This is a genomic window from Thermosipho japonicus (genome assembly GCF_014201655.1).
Taxonomy (GTDB): domain Bacteria; phylum Thermotogota; class Thermotogae; order Thermotogales; family Fervidobacteriaceae; genus Thermosipho; species Thermosipho japonicus.
On sequence record NZ_JACHEX010000002.1, the window covers coordinates 317,089 to 332,696 of the forward strand.

Annotated in this window: 16 protein-coding genes and 1 tRNA gene; 5 read left to right on the top strand and 12 right to left on the bottom strand. The window is 31.5% G+C overall.

Annotation, left to right across the window (positions count from 1 at the left end; all coding sequences use genetic code 11):
- Window positions 1-5: 5 nt before the first annotated feature.
- The 12 genes from ndk to HNP65_RS05500 form a co-directional block, all read right to left on the bottom strand.
- A complete protein-coding gene (gene ndk / locus HNP65_RS05445; RefSeq protein ID WP_184619288.1) occupies window positions 6-449 on the bottom strand; it encodes a nucleoside-diphosphate kinase in 444 nt (147 codons plus the stop codon).
- Window positions 450-586: 137 nt separating this feature from the next.
- Window positions 587-1,135 (bottom strand): enolase-like domain-containing protein, encoded by a 549-nt coding sequence (locus tag HNP65_RS05450; protein ID WP_184619289.1) that lies wholly within the window; start codon window positions 1,133-1,135, stop codon window positions 587-589.
- A 1-nt stretch (window position 1,136) separates the two neighbouring features.
- Entirely contained in the window at window positions 1,137-3,044 is a 1,908-nt protein-coding gene (locus HNP65_RS05455) for a transglycosylase domain-containing protein (protein ID WP_184619290.1), read from the bottom strand.
- 3 nt (window positions 3,045-3,047) lie between these two features.
- Window positions 3,048-3,623, bottom strand: coding sequence for an MBL fold metallo-hydrolase (locus HNP65_RS05460; protein ID WP_184619291.1), 576 nt, complete (start codon window positions 3,621-3,623; stop codon window positions 3,048-3,050).
- A complete protein-coding gene (locus HNP65_RS05465; protein ID WP_184619292.1) occupies window positions 3,604-4,500 on the bottom strand; it encodes a FecR family protein in 897 nt (298 codons plus the stop codon). Before HNP65_RS05465 ends, HNP65_RS05460 begins: the two co-directional genes overlap by 20 nt.
- Before the next feature lie 5 nt (window positions 4,501-4,505).
- A complete protein-coding gene (locus HNP65_RS05470) occupies window positions 4,506-5,186 on the bottom strand; it encodes a 2-phosphosulfolactate phosphatase (protein WP_184619293.1) in 681 nt (226 codons plus the stop codon).
- A gap of 56 nt (window positions 5,187-5,242) precedes the next feature.
- The gene (aspC, locus tag HNP65_RS05475; protein ID WP_184619294.1) at window positions 5,243-6,364 is read right to left on the bottom strand and encodes an aspartate aminotransferase; all 1,122 of its coding nucleotides are present in this window, start codon (window positions 6,362-6,364) and stop codon (window positions 5,243-5,245) included.
- A gap of 13 nt (window positions 6,365-6,377) precedes the next feature.
- Window positions 6,378-7,355 (bottom strand): polysaccharide deacetylase family protein, encoded by a 978-nt coding sequence (locus tag HNP65_RS05480; protein ID WP_184619295.1) that lies wholly within the window; start codon window positions 7,353-7,355, stop codon window positions 6,378-6,380.
- A gap of 73 nt (window positions 7,356-7,428) precedes the next feature.
- Window positions 7,429-8,319 (bottom strand): tRNA-dihydrouridine synthase, encoded by an 891-nt coding sequence (locus tag HNP65_RS05485; protein WP_184619296.1) that lies wholly within the window; start codon window positions 8,317-8,319, stop codon window positions 7,429-7,431.
- Window positions 8,309-8,935 (bottom strand): nicotinate (nicotinamide) nucleotide adenylyltransferase, encoded by a 627-nt coding sequence (gene nadD, locus HNP65_RS05490; RefSeq protein WP_184619297.1) that lies wholly within the window; start codon window positions 8,933-8,935, stop codon window positions 8,309-8,311. Before nadD ends, HNP65_RS05485 begins: the two co-directional genes overlap by 11 nt.
- Window positions 8,886-10,190 (bottom strand): GTPase ObgE, encoded by a 1,305-nt coding sequence (gene obgE / locus HNP65_RS05495; protein ID WP_184619298.1) that lies wholly within the window; start codon window positions 10,188-10,190, stop codon window positions 8,886-8,888. The genes nadD and obgE overlap by 50 nt, the downstream gene beginning before the upstream one ends.
- A gap of 56 nt (window positions 10,191-10,246) precedes the next feature.
- Window positions 10,247-10,322, bottom strand: a tRNA-Thr gene (locus HNP65_RS05500).
- Between the two features lie 269 nt (window positions 10,323-10,591).
- On the opposite strand from HNP65_RS05500, the gene HNP65_RS05505 reads away from it, so the two are divergent.
- The 5 genes from HNP65_RS05505 to HNP65_RS05525 are packed head-to-tail and all read left to right on the top strand — an operon-like array spanning window position 10,592 to window position 14,792.
- Window positions 10,592-10,966, top strand: a complete 375-nt coding sequence (locus HNP65_RS05505; RefSeq protein WP_012579780.1) for a DUF2089 domain-containing protein — start codon at window positions 10,592-10,594, stop codon at window positions 10,964-10,966.
- The gene (locus HNP65_RS05510; RefSeq protein ID WP_184619299.1) at window positions 10,959-11,861 is read left to right on the top strand and encodes an SHOCT-like domain-containing protein; all 903 of its coding nucleotides are present in this window, start codon (window positions 10,959-10,961) and stop codon (window positions 11,859-11,861) included. Before HNP65_RS05505 ends, HNP65_RS05510 begins: the two co-directional genes overlap by 8 nt.
- Complete coding sequence (locus HNP65_RS05515; protein WP_184619300.1) at window positions 11,836-13,128, top strand: MFS transporter; 1,293 nt, start codon at window positions 11,836-11,838, stop codon at window positions 13,126-13,128. Before HNP65_RS05510 ends, HNP65_RS05515 begins: the two co-directional genes overlap by 26 nt.
- Complete coding sequence (locus tag HNP65_RS05520) at window positions 13,115-14,050, top strand: ABC transporter ATP-binding protein (RefSeq protein ID WP_184619301.1); 936 nt, start codon at window positions 13,115-13,117, stop codon at window positions 14,048-14,050. The genes HNP65_RS05515 and HNP65_RS05520 overlap by 14 nt, the downstream gene beginning before the upstream one ends.
- The gene (locus HNP65_RS05525) at window positions 14,037-14,792 is read left to right on the top strand and encodes an ABC transporter permease (protein ID WP_184619302.1); all 756 of its coding nucleotides are present in this window, start codon (window positions 14,037-14,039) and stop codon (window positions 14,790-14,792) included. Before HNP65_RS05520 ends, HNP65_RS05525 begins: the two co-directional genes overlap by 14 nt.
- Window positions 14,793-15,608: the final 816 nt, after the last annotated feature.

Below are 15,608 nucleotides of genomic sequence, written 5' to 3' on the forward strand. Positions count from 1 at the left end.
TTATTTTAAATATCGTCTTGTACATCAAGGTAGTAATCTATAATTTCATTATTAGAAAAGAATATTTTATATTCCCTTTCAAAGTTTTCTTTTGAATCGCTCGCATGAATTAAATTCTTAGTTATTGTAAGTGCAAATTCTCCTCTAATTGTTCCAGTTCCTGCCTTTAACGGATCGGTATCTCCAATTATATGTCTTACCATTTCAATTACTCGGGGCGCTTCTACTATCATTGCAACGATTGGTCCACCTGTTACAAAATCTATTAAATCGTTGTAAAAGCTTTTCCCTTTGTGCATTTCATACAATTTTTCTGCTTGTTGCTTGCTCATCCATAAAAGTTTTAATGCTACTATTTTTATTCCCCTCTGTTCAAATCTTTTTATTATTTCTCCAACTAAACCTCTTCTAACTGCATTAGGTTTTAAATACACAAAAGTTCTTTCCATATTACCACCTCCAAAAGTATTATTTGCAGTACATTATAAATTATATAATACAAAAAAGTCCAACCTAAATGGTTGAACCTATAAAGAGTTCAAGAAATTCCCTATTAAACTCTTTAATCTATTTTTTACGCATTGTTCTAAATGATATTGACAAACCTATCTTTATAACTTAAAACTTCCACGTATTTATAATTTGTAGAAAGCGCTTTTAAAACTTCAAACATTTCCCCCTCCGGATACTTTGTTAAAACAAATGTTGAGTCTTCAAGATAAACTTTTGGAAGAACCTTTACTATATCAATAAATCCATATTCTTCTGGGAAGACCTTTTCTTGTTCTAGTGGCTCTTTACATTCTTGAATGTTTTCTTGCCCAATTAGTTTAACAAGTGGAATATTGTATGTTTTTGAATAAAGCTCTTTGAATGCTGCATCTATTGCAAAGATAACCTTTGGATGATTTGGAAAATACTTTTCAAGTTTATATGGTATTTCAAATGCATCTTCTATATTAGCTTTTTCTACAATATATCTATATTCTTCAATTGCCCCCATGATCGTTTTATAATTTTCTCCTTTTGATCTTTCAGGTATGATTGCACCAATTCCAATATTTTTGTCATCTGTAATTTCTATTACTACATACTCCCCAAAATCTGCTTTTTTTAGATTATAAAAGAACTTCAACTTAACCACCTCCAAGCATATTCCATAAAGTTATTGTAATCTCTTGAGAAACAGTATTCATGTATGAAAGAAATTCAAGAAGTGAATCTTCATCAAAAGTTTTTAGGATATCTACCAGCTCTTCAATTGTCAGAGTACCTTCTTTTATCATGTTGTACAGGTATTCATAGTCAATGTATTTCATAGGATCATTTCTAATAACATTTAATTTTCTATATGTTGAACTTATTACAAAAGGATTTTTCCCTATATCCGTTTTTAACGCAATTTTACGCCAAATAGGTGCAACATCTCTTCCACCTAGTAGATCTTTTCCATCCTGTGAAATAATCATCATTTTTTTTCCATCTGCACCCATAAACCATGCAAATTGCTCTGCTGTACCAGTTTTCCCCGCAATTTCCCTATTATCTATGTATGCTCTAACACCTGTTCCATATTTTACAACGTCTTTGAGTAGATTTATCATCAAATAACTTGCTTCCATAGTACTCCTTTTAGAGGAAGGAATTATATTAACTATTTTCGGTCTTGCCTTGTATTGTACAATACCATTGTAGCTTATAACTTCGTCCACAATGTGCGGCTTTACAACAACTCCACTGTTAAATATCCCAGAAAAGCCCTTGGCAATTTCCTCGTGTGATGTTTCGATTGTTCCAAGTGCAAGGGTTAAATCCTCTGGATAATAACCATCTATTTTTAGTTTGTTTTTCAAAAAATCACGCACAACAATATCACCAAGCATTAAATACAGATTAACTGATGGTATGTTTCTTGAATGAATAAGTGCTTGCTTAAGAGTAGTTTGACCATAGTAATTTTTTTCAAAATTTTTTGGAGTCCAATCTCCTATTTTAATAGGTAAATCAAAAAGCTTAGAGTCGGGATTAAAACCTTCTAGCAAGGCTTTGTAATAATAAAATGGCTTAATTAAAGAACCTATTTGCCTTCTCCCGTTATTAACACCTTTACCATAATAGGCCAATATTTCTCCAGTTCTATAATTTAAAATTATTCCAGCATTGTTCTTACCCAAGTTTTTTTCAAGTAAAGCTTGATAGTCTTTGTTGAGTGTGGTTTTAACAGTGAAACCTTTTCTAAGTGTATCAAGTGAAAAACCTATTTCTTCTAATTCACTGATAACTCTCCAAAAGACTTCTTCACTATACTTAGATTCGATTACGTTGTATGATCGCACATTTGGAAGCATTTTAGCATACTTTTCATAATCAGTCTTTGAAATTACACCTTCATTTAAGAGTCTTTTTAGCACTATTTCTGCTCTTTTGTATCTTCCCTTTAAATCCTGAGGATTGAAATTTTCAGGAGATTTTACAGTATTGACTAACAGGGCAATCTCTGCAAGATTAAGATCTTTTGGTTCTTTATTAAAATAATACTTTGCGGCTGTACCAAACCCATATATTCCGTTTCCCATATAAGCACTGTTAAGATATAATTCAAGTAATTCTTCCTTTGTTCTTATCTTCTCTAGATAAATGGCTATAAATATTTCCTTTATTTTTCTTTCAATTGTTCTTGCTTGTGTTAAATACAAACTTCTTGCAAGCTGTTGAGTTAGCGTGCTCCCACCTTGGACATCTTTTTTTACAACGGTATAAAAGATACCTCTTAACGTCCCAAAGATGTCTATACCTGGGTGATTGAAAAAATCCTCATCTTCAGAAATTATGAGCGCAGTGATAAGTTTTTCTGGATATTCATCTAGATTGTACCAGTAGGCTCGCGGAAAATAAAAAGGCGTTCCATCTGCATATTCTATAATAAGGCTGGATGGAATTTTAGTTTCTGGCTCAGGAAGATTCTTAGTTATATTTGTGTATAAGAAAAGTAGTGAAAAAAACACTAGTGAAAAACCTATTAAGAAAGCTATAACGTATCTCATGTATTACCTCATTTTAAAGTATGGATTTATTTTAAAAAGAGCTTTAATAGTACATTGCTCATTATGACCAGGTAGAACTTTTAAATTTTCGTCCATCTTAGAAAATCTTTCGTTCAAAGTTTTCAACGTTTCTATCATTTTTTCTCTTGAGCCTGAAAGATCCACTCTACCTATTGTAGTACAAAAAACAGTATCTCCTGTAAAAATTAGATCATCAATTATAATAACCCTCGATCCCATTGTATGCCCTGGCGCTTTTATAGTTTCAAAATGTTCATCTATATCTTCAACATCACCATTAAAAGAAAAACTCTGACCAAACAATTGTGAAAAATTTAAAGATGGATTATTTAGCATTTCACTATCTTCTTTAGAGATAAAGACTTTTTTAACATTTAATTCAGAAAGTCCCATAATGTGATCAAAATGTCCATGGGTTAAAAGAACGTATACTTCTTTGTCAGATATAAATTTACCGATACCAAATCCAGGATCTACAACATAGGTCTTGCCCTCATTTTCAAAGACATATGTATTGGTCGCAAGAGCTCCAGAGGTTTTAAATACCTGGTAATTCAATGTCCCACTCCTCCATTTGCTTGTCAATTTCCTCTTCTAGATTTTCAAATAGCTTGTCAAAAGTATTTATGTATGTTTCAAATTCTTCTTCAAAGTCTTGGGGACTTTCAAATGTATTTTCAATTACATTTACAAGTTTTTTTGCACCAAGACTTATTAGTCTATTTCCGTTGAAAAGATAAACTGTTCCTTCAAAAACAAACCAGTTATTATCTTTGACTCCAAACCTTGTTCCACGAACACCTGCTGTCACAGAATCTTTCTTTATCTGAAACCTTGATTTTGACATAATAAACTTTAAAACATCTGCAATTACTTCACCTTTTTCTACTTCAACAATAAAGTCAAAATCCTTATTGTCGCTTCTACTTCTTAAGATTTTCAATGTGCTATTTGGTTTTACATATAACTTACCCCAATTCCCAGAAATTACTGCATACGAGTTATCAAGAGTTTTTAAGATAACACCTTCATATAATTTTTCCTTTTTTGAAACCGGACTCCAGCTTTGACCATCTTCGGAAATTGCTACATTTCCACTGAATTCTTCGAGTGTTACAAATGTAGCATCCTGAGGAAAAGAAGGTTCTACTACTTTAAAGTTATAGTCTATAGTTTTATCATCCACCTTCAATTTTAAATAAGTATCCATTGGAACAATTGGCGCTATATACGTAATAGTTGCAATATCTTTAAAAGAAAGCTCATCAATTAAAATATCCTCTGGTAAAACTCCTCCCAATACATCTATTACCGAAACTTTAAAATTTCCTTTGCTTAAAATTTTGATCGTAGTAGAATCCCCAGTAAACAATGTAAATGAATTTGAAAACAAAATTAAAGGTATTAAGGATATCAAGAATATAATTTTTTTCATATTATCTACTCTCCCTTAATCACTTTGTCAGCATCGTAAATGGCAACTGTGTTGAAAATGTCTAGTTGTTGGGAAAAGATAATATCATCTTCAAAACCATACGTTTTTAATACACGAGAGTGCTTTCCTGTAAAGGTTGGCCTTTTAATTGATTTCCAAAAATTTAGAGATATTAGTGCACTATCTGATAGTTCATACTTTCTAAACGATACTAATTTTTCAATAAATGCACCTGCCACTTGAGTATCTTCAAAGGACTCTTCTCCGTCATTTCCTGAACATACAAATAGTATATCATTAAACTTTTTAATGTATTCAAGAGTTTTTGAAAAATTTACAAAGGCACCAAGAATTATATTTTTTGAATGCTCCCTTGCTTTTGCTAATGCTTTTGTACCGTTTGTGGTGGTTATAACCAATTTTTTATTTTCAACTACATCTTTTGTGTATTCAAGAGGTGAATTTCCAAGGTCAAAATCTTCTGGTTTTACCCCACCTCTTTCTCCACATAATAGAAAACCATCTTGTTTATAACTTCTTGCTTGTTCAACTGTTTCCACTGGAACTAAAAATTGGGCACCATTTGAGATAGCAGTAACCATTGTTGTGGTAGCTCGCAAAACATCTATTACAACTATAGCTTGATAATCTTTAATGTTTGTTGGGATAAATCTTACATCTATCAAGTTAAACCACCTCAATGATATTCTACCACAAAAAATAAAGGGCCTATCTTTGGCCCTTATCCTAAAAATTCTTTTATTCTATTAAATGCTTCATTTATGGCTTCTAGAGAGTTTGCAAAGGACATTCGAACAAACCCTGGGGCCATAAATGCGCTTCCAGGAACAAGTGCAACAAGCTTTTCTTCAAGCAACTTCTTGCAAAACTCTTCATCATTTTCCATTGGAGATTTAAAGAAAAGGTAAAACGCACCATTTGGTTTTACAAATTCAAGACCAATTTTTTGTGCCATCTCAATTGTAAAGTCTCTCCTTTTTTTGAATTCTTCAAACATATATGAAGTATCAGCTTCTAGTGCAAAAGATGCTGCATATTGTGCAATTGAATTTACAGATGAAGTCGTATGAGCTTGAATTTTTGCTATTCTTTTGTATATTTTCTTGTTTTTTGTTGCAATATATCCTACTCTCCAACCTGTCATAGCATGGGACTTTGAAAATGCATTGATATATATAAGGTATTCTGGATCAACAAAATTTGCAATTGATGTATATTTTCCATCGTATACAAGGGAATCGTAAACATCATCCGCCAAAACAAAAATTTTATTTTCATTTGTAATTTCAGCAATCCTTTTTAATATCTCTTCAGGATAGATAACTCCGGTTGGGTTATTTGGAGAGTTTATAATTATCGCCTTGGTTTTATCTGAAATCAATGCCTTTAGTTTTTCTATGTTTGGAACAAAACCTTCTTCAAAAGTTGTGTTTAAAACTTTTATGTTTGCTCCAGCTAACATTACCATTGGAGGATAACTTACCCAGTAAGGAGAAATCAATATAACTTCTTCATCTTTGTCAACAGTTGATAAAACTGCATTAAAAAGTGCCTGTTTTCCTCCATTTGTTACAATTATTTCATCTTTTGAAAAAGAAAATCCTTTTTGTATCATGATTTTTGAAATAGTTTCACGAAGTTGGACAATTCCCTTACTATCTGTGTACCTTGTAAAATTAATATCTAGTGCCTCATGTGCTTTTTGCTTTATAACATCAGGTGTTGGAAAATCTGGCTCACCAGCTGTCAGATTGATAACATCCTTTCCTCCACTTTTTAATTTTGATGCAAGAGCATTTATTTCTAGAGTTTTAGATGACGGTATTTCATCTATAATATTCACTTGAAAGACCTCCCTACTTTATGATTAAATAGTATCTTACATATTCTTTTCTGTTTTTTCCTCTTACACTTATCATTAAACTATTTACTTCATTATTTATTTCAAATGGTCCAGCTTGAAGATATCCATCTTTGAAAGTACTTTCAACAATTCCTTTTTCTCTAATGTATACGACTGGATTTGAATAATAAGGATCCAATTTAGCCTTTACATAAAGTTTTCCATCCTTCCAAAAATATGGCTTTTCTTTTAAAATCAATGGCTGTCTACTTAAAACGTACCGAACATGTGACTCTGTTGCCCAATCTTCAAGGAGCGCTTCTCTTGGTATTTCAAAAGGTGAAATTTGCCTGTTGTATGGACCAGAAAGCTGTATAAACGCAAGTCTAAAACCATGTTTTTTTAATATTTCAATCATTTCCTGGTTATAGTACCCGTACGGATATGCATAATACTTTAGAGTTGTATTCATTTTTTCTTGCCAAATTTTTTGACCTTTTATTAAGTCATCCTCAAAATATTTTTTAAAGCTTTCTAGATCCATCTTTTTACGTAATAGCGGAAATTTTTCGTGGGTCGTTGAATGATGACCAAACTCAACACCCCAATCTGCCATTTCTTTTATCATATCCCATGTTAAATATTCTTTTGAAATACCTACTCCTCCAAAATATAAAAACACAGAAAATGGGACATTGTATTTTTTAAAAACAGGAAATGCCTTTGTATATGTGGTAACATATCCATCATCTACAGTGAATATAACTGCATTTTCTTCTTCTTTGTTTCCATATACATAATCTTCTAAATCTTTAAGCGTCCAAATTTTATACCCAAGCTTCTTGACAAGATTTATATGCATTTCAAGCTCGTTGGTCCAAGTATTTGTTGTAGGGTATCTTCCATCATCAAAACGATGGTATATAAATATAACAATGTTTGAAAAAGAAATAAATGAGAATAATAACAGAAAAATTACTATTTTTTTCATAAATTTCCACCTCACTAATATTTTATTATGATTTTCAACACACTTCCAATTTTAAATCTTTAAGAATGAAACGCTAAAATGAAATAGATGTAAGATATTCTTCGAAAGCTTTCTTTAAAGTCTCCACGTCATTTATTTTCATGACTTTTGCTCTAAATTGTCTTGAATTTGGTAAATTTTTTGTATACCCTGCTACAAATTTTCTAAACTCCTGGGCGGCTCTCTCTCCTATTTCACTGTAAAGAAGATCTATATGATACAAAATGATCTTTTTAATTTCAGACAATGAAGGGGTTTTATCATTAAATATCCATGGTTTTCCAATACTTGCTCTTGCTATCAATACTCCATCAGCTTTTGAAATTTCCATAGCACGTCTTGCATCAGAAAGTGAATGTATATCTCCGTTAATATAAAGTGGAATGTAACCTTTGTTTTTTATATTCCACGTAGCTTTCCCAGAGTACATTTGTTTTGCCGTTCGACCATGCACTGCGATCATATCGGCTCCAGCATCAACAACTGTGTCATATATTTTTTCAAACTCATCTTTTTCAAATCCTACTCTTACCTTAACTGAAACTTTACAACTAACGGCTGATTTTACTTGCTCAATAATATCTTTTAACCTATTTAGATCTTTTAATAGGGCACTACCAGCACCTTTTTTTACAACTTTTTTTACAGGGCACCCTGCATTTATATCTATCCATGCTCCCATATTTTCAAGCATTGAAGCAGCTTTTGCCATTACAAATGGGTCAGATCCAAAAATTTGGATTGCTACTTTATCTTTCTCCGCAGGTTTTGGAAAATAATACTCGTTTATTTTTAAATTTCTAATTACACTTTCAGCACTTATCATTTCTGTGTATGCAAACTCTGCTCCAAACTCAAAGCAAAGCTTTCTAAAGCTCCAGTTAGTTACTCCGGCCATTGGAGCAAGGCCAATTTTACCTATCACCGTATACCTCCTCGACTAATTCAATAATGCTTTCTGGGACAAAACCGTATATACTTTGTTTACTTTTAACCCTTTCCCTTACAATTGTTGATGAAATTTGAATAAGAGGAAGATCTAGTATATGTATAGAACTTGAAAGTTCTTTTAACACATTATTTGCTCGTTCATATAAAGTTTTGTCTTTGTATCTTGGATATACAAGCATCTTTACTTTTTTTAAAATGTCTTCATATCTATACCATTTTTCAATAGAAAAAAGAGCATCTTCTCCGACTAAAAAGAAGATGCTTTCGTAATATTTTTCGTAATATTCTATAGTGTTAATTGCATAACTTATTCCACCAAGCTTATTTTCAATATCACTTATTTCAACACCTTTTACCTTTTCAAATGCTTTCTTTGTTAAATAAAATCTTGTTTTAAAGTCAACATCAACATGCTTGTGAGGTGGGGTTGAACTTGTTACAACATGCATATCTGCATATTTAAACATTTCTCTTACTAATTGTGCAATTATTATATGCCCATTGTGAGGAGGATTAAATGATCCTCCAAATATTACAAGACTATTCTTTGTATTCAAAAGCTCTTTGGGCAACCCAAACTGTATCCCCATCTTTTATCCCTGCCTCTTTTAATTTACTTTCTAGCCCATTTTTCTCTAGAAGTTCCATAAATTTTCTATAACCATCTTTTTGATTTAAATTCAATCTTTTAGCCCATTCCTCGACATAAGTACCAGTAACAATAAAGTCATTGCCTTCTTTTATAATCTCAATATTGAACCTTTCTGGTAATTCTTTCCAGAGAGGTTTTGGACGTTTAATTTGTTCATTTACAACTTCCGATTGAGTATGGAATTTTTTACTTTCCTTAACTATTTCTGCAAGTTTGTAAACAACTTTTTCTATTCCTTCTCCTGTTATTATACTTGTAGGAAAAATTTGCTTTCCAGTTTCTTTTCTTAATTTTTCAAGTCTTTTTTCTAATTCTTCTTTGGATATAAGGTCTATTTTGTTGGCTATTATAATTTCTTCTTTTTGAGCAAGTTCTTTGCTAAAATGTTCAAGTTCATTTCTAATGTCAAAATAATCTTGAACAGGATCCCTTCCTTCTATTCCTGAGATATCTACAATATGAGCTATTACACTACACCTTTCAACATGTCTTAAAAATACATTTCCAAGTCCTGCACCTTTACTTGCACCTTTTATAAGTCCTGGAATATCTGCAACTACAAACTGTAAATCATTTACCGTTACAACACCAAGATTAGGTATAGTGGTTGTAAATGGATAATTTGCAATTTTTGGTCTTGCATTGCTTATTTTTGATATAAATGAACTTTTTCCAACATTTGGATAACCAACAAGTCCTACATCTGCAAGAAGTTTTAATTCAAGAACTAACTTTCTCTCTTCTCCTTCAAAACCCCTTTCTGATATTTTTGGTGCTCTCATTGTAGAAGATTTAAAATGAATATTTCCACGGCCTCCTTTTCCTCCACGAGCTACACAGACAACCATTCCAGGCTTGTCAAGATCTGCTATTATTTCCCCTGTTTCAAAGTCTTTCACAACGGTGCCAACTGGAACATCTATTACCACGTCTTTTCCATTTCTTCCATGCATTTTCTTTCCTTTTCCATTTTCACCATTTTCAGCAATGTATTTTTTCTTTTCTGAAACACTTAAAAGAGTTGAAAGATTTGGATTAGCTTTTAAAAATACGTAGCCACCATTTCCACCATCTCCACCATCAGGGCCGCCTTTTGGTACGTACTTTTCGTGTCTAAAACTTGCAGAGCCATCTCCGCCTTTTCCACCTTTTACAAATATAACTATTCTGTCAATAAAATCTGCCTTTTGCATGTATACCACCTCACAATTATTTTACCAAAACAAAAATTCCCCCTTCAACGGGGGAATGGAGCCAACGGCGGGACTCGAACCCGCAACCTACGCATTACGAATGCGCCGCTCTACCGGTTGAGCTACGTTGGCACTATTACTCCTCATAGCAATTTTATCAAAAATACATTTATTGTCAATAAATTGGCATTTGCGTAAAAATACATATATTTTTTAAATATTTCATATATCAATCAAAAATTTTTGTAATTTGACAAAAAATTTTGAAAAGAGTATAATAAATTTTGAAAAGAGAAAATCGAAAAATAGGTCATATCAATAGTAGTGAAGAAACTAAAGCTGCCGATTTAATTATTTTAAAATTTTGAATCGTTGTTCAAAATTTTTGGAGGTGAGAGTAAATGTTACCAAAATGTCCGGTTTGCGGAAAACCAATGAAAGTAACTCAGCTAAAATGTGTGCATGATAATGTTACAGTTTCTGGAATGTTCACAGTTTCACCACTTGCATTTTTGGAAGAAGAAGATATGAATTTTATAATCTTGTTCTTAAGAAGTAGAGGAAATTTAAAAGAAATGGAACGTGTAACAGGTATTGGATATTTTACCCTCCGTGGAAGGCTTGAAAAGCTACTCGATAAAATGGGACTTAAACCAATCGGAGATTCTGAAGTTGATGATCAAGATGATGTTTTTGAAAAATTAAAGAAAAAATTGATTTCAGTGGAAGATGCTTTAAATATTATTAAGAGAAAAGGGGGAGAGAAAAATGAATGAAGAAATTAGAAAAGTTTTAGAGGCTCTTAAAAACGGAGAAATTACAACTGAAGAGGCAGAAGCACTTATTGAGGCAATAAAACAAAGAGAAGATTATAAAGAAGAAAATTTTGAAGGTTCAGATGAAAATGTTGAGACAAAAGTTGGAGAAGTAACGGTAATAGAAGAAGGAGAGGTATTTGAAGGAGATATAAATATTGTAAATGGAGAAGCTGTTATAAAAGGAATTGTAAATGGTGATTGTTCAATTGTTATGGGAAAATTAACATTTTCTGGTGAAGTAAAAGGAGACATGAATATTGTTGGCTCAAGGGTAAAATGGAATGGGGGAATTATAGACGGAAGTTTAAATATTGTAGCAAGTAAAGAAGAAGGCACTCCTCCAAAAGTTAAAGGAGGACTTACAAGAATAAACAATTTATTATTAAAGGGATTGTTTAAAGTATTTTTAAAACCATTTTTGTCAGGATTTGAAATTAAAAATGGAAATTTTAAAAAGTCTAAAAAGACTCAAAAATTTGAAACATTGATTGTAGAAGAAGGTAAAGAATTTAAAACTGATGATGATATTGTAGCCGAAGAAGTAATAGTTAAAGGAAAATTAGTCTGTGGAAATCTAAAAGCAGATGAGATAAGAGCTATTGGCACAATTTCTTGTGGAAATATTGAAACAGAAGAATTAATAGTTGAAGGGACTGTGAAAACGGGGAACGTAAAAGCCGAAAATATAACAGTTTATCAAGATGGATCAATTAGTTCAGGAAATGTACGTGCTGAAAATATAGAACTAAATGGAGTTATTTCATCAGGAAACGTTACATGCGAAGTTATCTGGGGGACTGGAAAATTGAATGCGGGGTGGCTTAACTGTGAGGAGAACAGACTCAACAAATAAACTTTTTACAAAGAATTTTTTGCTTTATATTGTTGGAAGATTAGTATCTTTAATAGGTTCAGGAATACAGATGATTGCAATTCCTTTGTATATTTTAGACGTTACAGGTTCAGGAGCTGCAATGGGAATATTTACTTTACTTAGCATTCTTCCAAGACTCTTGGTTGCCCCTTTTGCTGGGGTCTTGGGAGATAGGTTTAATAGAAAAAATATAATGGTTTTCACAGACTTTATCCGTGGATTTTTAATACTTTTTCTCGCACTACTTTCATATACAAATAGCCTCAGTATATTAATTTTATTTATAATCCAGGCATTTGTGGCAATGTTTGATGGCTTTTTTGGAGCTGCAACTACAGCCATGATTCCTGATATAGTTTCTGAGGATAAACTAAGGTCAGCAAATTCCGTACTTGGTAGTGTTAATTCTTTTTCTATGATAATCGGACCAATTTTAGGTGGAATTATATATGGAATTTTTGGAATATTTGCTGTATTTTTAATCAACGGTACTTCATTTGTACTATCGGCAATTAGTGAAATGTTTATTTTATATAATGTAAAATTTTCTAAAAAGTCTAAATTAAGTGTTTCTTCATTTTTTAGTGAATTCAAAGAAGGCTTAACTTTCATTTTTAAAAATGAAGGATTAAAATATCTATTTACATTTGCAATGATAACTAACTTTTTAATGTCTCCATTATTCCAGGTAGTTGAGCCGTATGTTTTAAGGCAGATAGTAAAAATGAGTGCTCAACAATACGGTTTTGTGCAAACATTTTTTACAATTGGAATGCTTGCAGGAAACGTCTTTCTAATGTCTCTTTTAAAAAATGCAAAAAACAAAACATTAATGATATCTGGAATATCTATTCAAAGTTTAGCAATTTTTGCATTTACAATATTGATTTTTCCAAACGTTCTTGTTAAATTTTCCATATGGAAATTTTTCTGGCTTACATCTATTATTTACTTTATAGTTGGTGCGTTTAATACTCTTGTAAATATTCCAATTTCAACAAATCTGCAACTCATGACCCCCTCTGAAATAAGGTCAAGAGTTTTCTCAACGCTTGAAATTTTTTCTCAGATTATGGTACCACTTGGTGCGGTCATATATGGATTTCTAATTGATGTTGTGGCCGCACACATTCTTTTCTTGGTAGTTAACTTTTTAGCCTTAGCTATATCTATTATTTTCTTTGTTATCGCACCACAACAGGTATATGAACCAAAAGCTGGGGGGGATTTTGATGCTGCAAGTTAAAAATCTTAAAAAAACATATGTTTCAAAAGGGAAAAAGGTGGAAGCAGTTAAAGGAATAACTTTCGAGACTGAAAAGGGAGAAATTTTTGCAATCTTAGGACCAAACGGTGCGGGAAAAACTACAACTATAAAGTCGATATTAAGACTTATAATCCCAGATGAAGGTGAAATCTATATAAACGGTATAGATGTTCACAAACATCCTTCACATGCACTAAAATATGTTTCTGCAGTTTTAGAAGGAAATAGAAATATTCATTGGAAAATGACAGTTTATGAAAACCTTAAGTACTTTGGTTATATAAGAGGTTTAGGAGGAAAATACTTAAAAAGTAGAATTTCTGAAATTTTGGAATTTGTAGAGCTAACTGAAAAAAAGAACGAACTTGCCGGAAAACTTTCAAGAGGTATGCAGCAAAGATTAGCTATTGGAATAGCTTTACTGCCAGATACTCCTCTAATCCTTTTAGATGAGCCTACACTCGGTTTGGATGTTGAGTCTTCATTAAAAGTAAGACAAATGCTTGAAAAACTTGCAAAAGATGGAAAAACCATACTCTTATCTACTCATGATATGCAACTTGTTGAAAAAGTGGCAAATCATGTGTTGATTATAAATAAAGGTAGGGTAGTTGTTAGTGATAAAAAAGAAAAACTTTTAGATGCATTCAAGAAAAAAAGATTTAAAATAAGTTTTTTAAGTAATAATGGTTACAAAGAACTTGAAAAATTTGGAACAGTTGTTGAAGAAAACGGAGAAAAGATTTTAAACATTCAAATTGATAACATGGATCAATTATATGAAGTTCTTGAGCATTTTAAGAATAAAAACATTGAAATAAAGCGCCTTGAAAGTGTAATGGTTAACTTTGAAGAGGTTTTTGTAAATATAGTAAGAGGTGATGAAGATGGTTTATCTTAACGTGTTTAAAGGAACTGTTTTGAGAGTAATTTCAGAACTTAAAAGATATTATTTAAATACTATATCTTTTTTCACAATTATGACAATGCTGTTTTACTTTATGGTCTTGGGAGTAACAAAGTTTGGAAATCCTGCAAATTTAGGCGAAAGTATTCAGGCACTTGCAATAGGTTATATTGTATGGTTCACTTTTTTGGGGACCATTACAGATTTGTCGTGGACAATTATAAATGAGATGAGTATAGGATTAATTGAGCAAGCATTTATTTCACCAGTTGGCCCTTCAACAATTTACCTTTTTTACCAGTTTTCTAATTTTTTAATAATGATCCCTTTTGAGTTTTTAATACTTATAGTTGTTTTTAAGATAGCAGGGATACCTTTAATTATACCAATGAGCTTTATAATCGCTTTAATTTTGATGATGCTTCAAGGTTATGGTATAGGTCTTGTTTTAGCAGGTATAACTCTCAGATTTAAAAGGACTCAAGCATTACTAAACATCGCACAATTTGCTATTATAGGTCTTTTGCTTGGTGATTATAAAGGAATAGTAAAATATATTGTTCCAGCAAATGGTTATATGAAAATACTAAGAAATTTGATAGAAGGATCTTCACTTAGATTTAGTGATTGGATTTATATGATAACATCTTCCTTGCTTTATATTTTCATTGGTGTTATCTTATTTAATTACTTTGCTGATGCAGTCAGAAAAAGAGGAGAAATTTCGCAATATTAATAGTTAATTATTAAATATAATAATGTATTAATGTATAGCAAATCAAAAGTAAATTGTAACTATAAGTTAGTTTGTATTATGAACATTTTTAGAGGAATTAAAAAGACGCATATTATGCAATATAATATCATCAAAAGCAGTTTTAATCATAACATACCTATTTTACTATTTCTTTCAATCTTGAAAATAAATTTAATCTTATTCTTGTAATGTTAATTAAAAACAATATACATTATTTTTTAACTGAGGTTTTTGTGTATATTAAATTAACACAATAAAAAATATTAACTATCTTGTAACTAAATTCCTTATACCTCAAAAATAATATGTTTATTTTTTGACTATTGTAACTTTTATGTTAACACACAAAAATTATCTAACTTTTCAAGGGATCTTTTTATACCCGTCTTTCGTAAGGCCTCTTAAATAAAAGATTTTACATTTCGTTTACTTCAGCTCAAATGTTCCGTTACTTGCCGAGGGTGCTTGTATATATTATAATTATTACGGGTTTAGAATCTACCTATGAGGAATGAAAACCTTCTAAACGAGGCTGTACCTTACATGGTTCAAATTCATGTTTAGAATCTACCTATGAGGAATGAAAACGAGTCAATCGACTCCTGGACAAATACTTAATACTGACCCTCCGTTTAGAATCTACCTATGAGGAATGAAAACGCTTGTTATTTGATTATAAACCCTGGGACTCCTACTATGTTTAGAATCTACCTATGAGGAATGAAAACGCTTGTTATTTGATTATAAACCCTGGGACTCCTACTATGTTTAGAATCTACCTATGAGGAATGAAAA

Excerpts from the sequence above, each read along its gene's own strand:
- ndk (WP_184619288.1), bottom strand. The coding sequence starts at position 449 with ATGGAAAGAACTTTTGTGTATTTAAAACCTAATGCAGTTAGAAGAGGT.
- HNP65_RS05455 (WP_184619290.1), bottom strand. The coding sequence starts at position 3,044 with ATGAGATACGTTATAGCTTTCTTAATAGGTTTTTCACTAGTGTTTTTT.
- HNP65_RS05465 (WP_184619292.1), bottom strand. The coding sequence starts at position 4,500 with ATGAAAAAAATTATATTCTTGATATCCTTAATACCTTTAATTTTGTTT.
- HNP65_RS05480 (WP_184619295.1), bottom strand. The coding sequence starts at position 7,355 with ATGAAAAAAATAGTAATTTTTCTGTTATTATTCTCATTTATTTCTTTT.
- nadD (WP_184619297.1), bottom strand. The coding sequence starts at position 8,935 with ATGGGGATACAGTTTGGGTTGCCCAAAGAGCTTTTGAATACAAAGAAT.
- obgE (WP_184619298.1), bottom strand. The coding sequence starts at position 10,190 with ATGCAAAAGGCAGATTTTATTGACAGAATAGTTATATTTGTAAAAGGT.
- HNP65_RS05505 (WP_012579780.1), top strand. The coding sequence starts at position 10,592 with ATGTTACCAAAATGTCCGGTTTGCGGAAAACCAATGAAAGTAACTCAG.
- HNP65_RS05510 (WP_184619299.1), top strand. The coding sequence starts at position 10,959 with ATGAATGAAGAAATTAGAAAAGTTTTAGAGGCTCTTAAAAACGGAGAA.
- HNP65_RS05520 (WP_184619301.1), top strand. The coding sequence starts at position 13,115 with ATGCTGCAAGTTAAAAATCTTAAAAAAACATATGTTTCAAAAGGGAAA.
- HNP65_RS05525 (WP_184619302.1), top strand. The coding sequence starts at position 14,037 with ATGGTTTATCTTAACGTGTTTAAAGGAACTGTTTTGAGAGTAATTTCA.